Source organism: Paracoccus sp. M683 (assembly GCF_007096355.1).
GTDB lineage: Bacteria > Pseudomonadota > Alphaproteobacteria > Rhodobacterales > Rhodobacteraceae > Paracoccus.
Genome location: NZ_VKDF01000040.1, coordinates 1 through 5,390, shown reverse-complemented (window position 1 = coordinate 5,390; position 5,390 = coordinate 1). Strand labels below are relative to the sequence as shown.

At 61.8% G+C, this 5,390-nt stretch carries 4 protein-coding genes and 2 pseudogenes; 2 read left to right on the top strand and 4 right to left on the bottom strand.

Annotation, left to right across the window (positions count from 1 at the left end; genetic code table 11):
• Positions 1-125: pseudogene (locus FNJ84_RS21490) on the top strand (IS5/IS1182 family transposase); the annotation flags it as partial.
• Between the two features lie 293 nt (positions 126-418).
• Here the strand turns inward: FNJ84_RS21490 and FNJ84_RS21485 are convergent.
• From FNJ84_RS21485 to FNJ84_RS21475, 3 genes are read right to left on the bottom strand one after another with little or no spacing between them, the layout of a single operon-like run.
• Positions 419-2,575, bottom strand: coding sequence for a peptidase domain-containing ABC transporter (locus FNJ84_RS21485; RefSeq protein WP_143795241.1), 2,157 nt, complete (start codon positions 2,573-2,575; stop codon positions 419-421).
• Positions 2,572-3,849 carry an HlyD family secretion protein gene (locus FNJ84_RS21480; protein ID WP_143795240.1) on the bottom strand — a complete coding sequence of 426 codons (1,278 nt, stop codon included), beginning with the start codon at positions 3,847-3,849 and terminating at the stop codon, positions 2,572-2,574. The genes FNJ84_RS21485 and FNJ84_RS21480 overlap by 4 nt, the downstream gene beginning before the upstream one ends.
• Position 3,850: 1 nt before the next feature.
• Entirely contained in the window at positions 3,851-4,798 is a 948-nt protein-coding gene (locus tag FNJ84_RS21475) for a hypothetical protein (RefSeq protein WP_143795239.1), read from the bottom strand.
• A 295-nt stretch (positions 4,799-5,093) separates the two neighbouring features.
• On the opposite strand from FNJ84_RS21475, the gene FNJ84_RS21470 reads away from it, so the two are divergent.
• Positions 5,094-5,273: a hypothetical protein gene (locus FNJ84_RS21470; RefSeq protein ID WP_143795238.1), complete on the top strand. Its 180-nt coding sequence runs from the start codon at positions 5,094-5,096 to the stop codon at positions 5,271-5,273.
• Here FNJ84_RS21470 and FNJ84_RS21465 read toward each other — a convergent pair.
• Positions 5,265-5,390: pseudogene (locus tag FNJ84_RS21465) on the bottom strand (IS5/IS1182 family transposase); the annotation flags it as partial. The gene FNJ84_RS21470 and the pseudogene FNJ84_RS21465 overlap by 9 nt on opposite strands.

Below are 5,390 nucleotides of genomic sequence, written 5' to 3'. Positions count from 1 at the left end.
GCTGCTTCAACAAGCTCAAGAACGCCAGGCGTGTCGCGACCCGCTACGACAAGACGGCGGAAAGCTTTCTCGGCTTCATTGACATCACGTCGATCCGCCTCTGGCTCCGTCATTTGTCAACATGACCTAGTCCGTTGGTTAAAGCGTCTTTCCGCCCAGCTTTCGCGTTATTTTCGGCCAAGTTCTACCTTAAAGTTGCTAATGATTTTGGCGTTCAAAGGCTTGCAGCGGGTCGGGCGGAAGATGATGCCGGAGCAAAGGCGGCGTCATGGCGGACCTGCCGCGCAAGGCGGGATCGAGTTGTTGCTCGACTAAGGACGTCGCATCCGTTGGCATCAAGATACAGTAGACGCTCGCCCTTTCCGGGTTGAGGAAATCGCCGTCAGGTTCCCGAGAAAAAGACGGGCCATGCATCACGTCAGCCGTGCCGCGCCAGCACCTTCATCGGGGCGTCATCGGTGGCCCGGTTCTGCCGGACGTCGCTGGCGATCCTGCCCTTTTCGAAGGTGATCACGCGCTCGGATGCGCGGATGGTTTCGGGGCGGTGGGCGACCACGATCCGTGTCGGGGCCAGTCGGGACAGGGCCGCGTTGACCGCGGCTTCGCGGGTGACGTCCAGATGGCTGGTCGCCTCGTCCAACAGCAACAGACCGGGCTTGCGATAGAATGCCCGCGCCAGCAGAACGCGCTGTTTCTGCCCGCCCGACAGCGACGTGCCCATATCCCCGATCAGGGTGCCATAGGACATCGGCATTGCAGCAATATCCTTATGGATGGCGGCCAGCCGCGCGCATTCCTCGATTCGTGCGGGATCGGCATTGGCGGCGAAAAACGAAATATTGTCGGCAATCGAGCCTGCAAACAGCGCATCATCCTGCATCACGACGCCCATCATTGCGCGCAGGCGGTCGGGGCCCAGCCGGGAAACGGGTTCTCCGTTCACCAGAACCTCGCCCGACGTCGGCTCAAGCAGACCGGCAATGATTTTCAGCAGCGTGGTCTTGCCGCAACCCGACGGCCCTGCAAGCGAAACCCACTCACCCGCCGGAACGTGGAAGCTGACGCCGTTCAGCACCAGCGGGTCGTTCGGGCTGTATCGAAACGACACGTCGCGCAGTTCGATGGAGATCGGCGCGGTCGGTGCCTCGGTCACCGGCTGGGCCAGCGGCTCGGGCGTTGTTAGGGCTATATCTGCCAGACGTTCGGCATGCAGGCCCAGCATACGCAGTTCGACGACCGAGTCGATCAGGGCGCTAACCCGCGAAAGAAACATCTGCTTATAGGCCAGAAACGCGATCAGAAGGCCCACCGAAAAGGTGTTCGCCAGAATCATGCGCGCCGCGATCCAGACGATTACGATAGTCAGCACGCCCATCAGAACCATATTCGCGGTTCTGAAAAACAGGTTCAGTCGTTGGGTGACAATCTGGCGGTTCACGGTTTCCACCAGCAGGTTCATCCAGCGCGTTCGCCGGTCGAACTGCCCGCCCATCAGCTTGATCGTTTTCATCCCGCGAAGGCTTTCCAGAAAGTGGCTGTCGCGACGCGCGGCCCAGATGATCGCCTCGGACGCGGCACGGCGCAGTGGCGCATAGAAGGTCCAGCGAAGCAGCGCATAGATCAGCGCGCCCACCACCGCGATCAGGGCAAGCGTCGGCGCAAGGACGAACATCAGGGTCAACGTCAGGACGCAGATCAGCCCGTCCAGAATGGCCACGACCAAATCCTCGGTCAGGGTTTGCAGAATCGTGTCCTGCGATTCAAAACGCGACACGACATCACCGACATGGCGGCTTTCGAAATAGCTTGCGGGCAGGCGCAGCAGATGCGTGAACAGGTTGCTGCGGGCCTGAACTTTCAGGCTGGCGCCCATCGTGATCATCATCCAGCCGCGCAGGGCGCTGACCGAGGCCTGCACGATCAGCAGCAAGCAGAACGCCACGGCCAGCGTCGTCAGCAGGCTGCGATCCGCCGATACGACGGCGTGGTCTATGGTCAACGACAGAAACAGCGGCGCCAGCAGCGCCAGCAATTCGATCCCGATCGCAAGCAAGAACAGATAGCCCAAAGAGCGTTTGAGCCCGACAATGTGACCGACCAGCGCCCGCATCCTGATCTGTGGCGGCGCTTTCGACGGCTCGAAACCGTTGGTGGGCGTCAGTTCCAGCGCGACACCGGTAAAGTGGCGCGATGCCTCGGTCATGGTCAGGCGGCGCAGGCCCTCGGCTGGATCATGGATGGTGATCGCGTTGCGGCTGACGGATTTCAGCACGACGAAATGATTGAGATCCCAGTGCAGGATGCAGGGCAGTTGCAGTTGTTTCAGTTCGTCCATTTCCAGCCGCAACGGGCGCGAGGCCATGCCGATATGTTCGGCCACCCCGATCACGTCCTTCAGGGTCGCCCCTTTCAGCGAAAAGCCGAACTTGCGGCGCAATTCGGCCGCATCGGTGGCGCGGCCGTGCCATGCTGCGATCATCGTAAGACTGGCAAGTCCGCATTCCGCCGCTTCGGTCTGCAGGATCATCGGCAGGCGTCGTCCCCAGCCGAATTGAAGGTCGGTTACAGCGGTCATGCCTTTTCTCCTCCGTGAAGGGAATAAAGCGGATCAAGCAGCCACTGCCAAAGCCGCCGGGTTTCAATCTGAATATCGGCCTCTAGCGTCATGCCGGCCTGCAAGGCGGCCGACCGGCCATAGGTTTCGGCAAAGTCCTGATCCAGATCGACGGTGATGCGATAGACAGGCTCGCCCGAGCGAACCAGATCGGCCAAAGAGCCCGAGGAAGCCGCGCCCAGTTCGCCGGCATTGATCGTTGCCCGCGAAACGCTGCTGACTGTGCCTTCATAGCGCCCGAATTTCTGATGCGGGAATGCGTCATACCGCACCAGCACGCGCTGGCCGGGCTGCACAAAGCCGATGTCGCGGCTAGGACCGTAAAGGCGCGCCTGCATCCGGGCACCGCTTGGGATCAGCGTCATCAGCGGGGCGGACGATCCGACCCCGTCGCCGGTTGCCGCGCGCAGGGCTGTCACGGTGCCGTCCATCGGTGCCAGCACGACCGCCTCTCGACCGGCCTCGGCTTCGGCAAGATCCTGTTCGATCTGCGCGATCTGCCGGTCGATTTCGGCCAGCTGGACCTGAAGCCGCAGCGGATGCTCGGCCATCTCGGATTCCAGCTCGACCCGGCTGCGATTGACCGCAGCGCGGGCGCGTTCAAGTTCGTTCAGGGACTGGGCTTGGGCGAATGCCGCATCCTCGGCGCGCAGCAGATCATCCTCGGTCGACAGCTTCTGCGCGCGCAGATCGCGCTGACGGTCCGTGACCTCCTCGGCCCGGGCAACCCGCCGGCGCTGCAACGCAAATTCCGCGTCCAGCCCTTCGATCTCGTCACGCAGCACGTCCAGCCGGGCATGCTGTGTTTCCTGCTGACGTGCGAACAGCGCGCGATGGCTTTCGCGTTCACTGTTCAGACTGTCGCGGCGGGCCTGCAAGGCGCGCAGCACTTCTTGCTGGGTGGCAAAGGCACCACTTTGTCGTTCGCTTGAGACGACGGCCAGCGGCTCGCCGCTTTTGACTTCCTGACCCTCTTGCACGGAAACGCGGGCCAGCACCCCGGTCTGCGGCGCCACGACCTGCAACAGCCCGCTTTCGGGGGCAAGCCAACCTGCCAGCCGCACCTTGCGGGTATATTCGCCCCACGCGATCAGCGCGATCAGCCCCCCGGCCAGCAAGGCAACGACCACGACAGCCACCGTATAGGGCAGGCGCGGCAACAGCAGCACCGATCCCAACCAGCGATCCTGCTGTTCGGTCATGGCCTCGGGGCGAAAAAGGGGGCTATCCTTCATCTCAGACCTCTTCGACGCTCAGTTCGCGGATCTGGAAGCTGACCTCGATCATGCGGCGGTGCTTTTTCACCGGCAGAACGATGCTGGTCTGCGGATCGAAGAAATCCTTCAGCAACGGCGGACGAGCCGCCCGGAAATAGAAGGCGGGATCATCGGCCACGGTGCTGCTTGCCACCAGTTCAAGCTCATCCCGGCGGGTGACGGTCTGGATGATGGCCGGGACATGGGTATAGCCCGCCATCAGCAGCGCGGCGGCACGGTGATAACCGTTATGCAGGACCATCCGATCTTCCCAGCGAACCACGCTAAGAAAGTTCGAGCCAAGACCGACGAACAGTCCCACGGCCCCTGAAACCGGGCCAAAGCTGGAATGCCCGCTTATCTGGCCCGGCGACAGCAGCGCGGCTTCGTGAAACCGCATGTCGCTGGAATCCGACATGAAGGCGAAACGATCCTCGGCGATGCGGCGGATCTCGACCGGGGCATCACGGCGCTGCACCGGCTGGCAGAAGGCGAACAGGTCGGCACCCTGTGGTTGGCTGGACAACTGCGCGGCCAGATTCCTGACAAAGGGCAGCGTGACGTGGCGCTGACTGGCCACGATCCTGTCCAGCTGGATCAGTGCGATTTCGGTGGGAACGCGGTCGAATGTTTCGCGGTAATAGTCTTGCTGCGCCAGCGCATCGGCGGCGGGCTGCATGGCGGCGGGAAGGTCGAGGATCTCGGCTTCATCCGCCAGACCGGCCTCTTTCCGTTCCAGCTTGGCATAGTGATCATTCGCGGTGCGCCACAGATCGACGATGAGGTGACGCGGAATGGTCTCACCCCCCGCAACATGGTCGCGCACAAAATCAACGTAATCGGAAAGGCTGGGCTGACCCAGCAACCACAGCTGTTCCTGAATGCGGCTGGCATCGGTCGCGGGCGTGTCGAGGCGGCGGATTTGCATGGGACTGACCGGAATCAAAATGTGGACATGATACGGTTCCGGAGCCTTCGCCCCGGAACCGAACGGCGATCAGCTGCTGCTGCCACCACGGTTACGACGACGGCGCGGCGCCCGGCCACGACGGTTGCTGTTGCTGTTGCTGTTCGAACCGTTGCAACGACGCCGACGGTTTTTCGCCCGACGACGACCATTGCCACCAGCACCGTAGACTTGCTCCAGCTCGAGTTCTTCAAGGATACGCATTGTCTTGCTCCTATTGGTTGCTCAGAGAGCCTTTGTCGGTCTCTGCAACCCGATGACGCAGCAGCAGTCGGTTTTATTCCCAAGAGGGGCGAAAAAAACTTTCCGCGGGTTGGCGCAAATGCGGATGATGCTGGCTGAAGATGACCCGGATCTCGCAGAAGCGGACCTGCAATCGCTGCCGGAAAACGGCAGACATGGATTGCGCGAATACAAAATTCTTAGGTCATGTTGACAAATGACGGAGCCAGAGGCGGATCGACGTGATGTCAATGAAGCCGAGAAAGCTTTCCGCCGTCTTGTCGTAGCGGGTCGCGACACGCCTGGCGTTCTTGAGCTTGTTGAAGCAGCG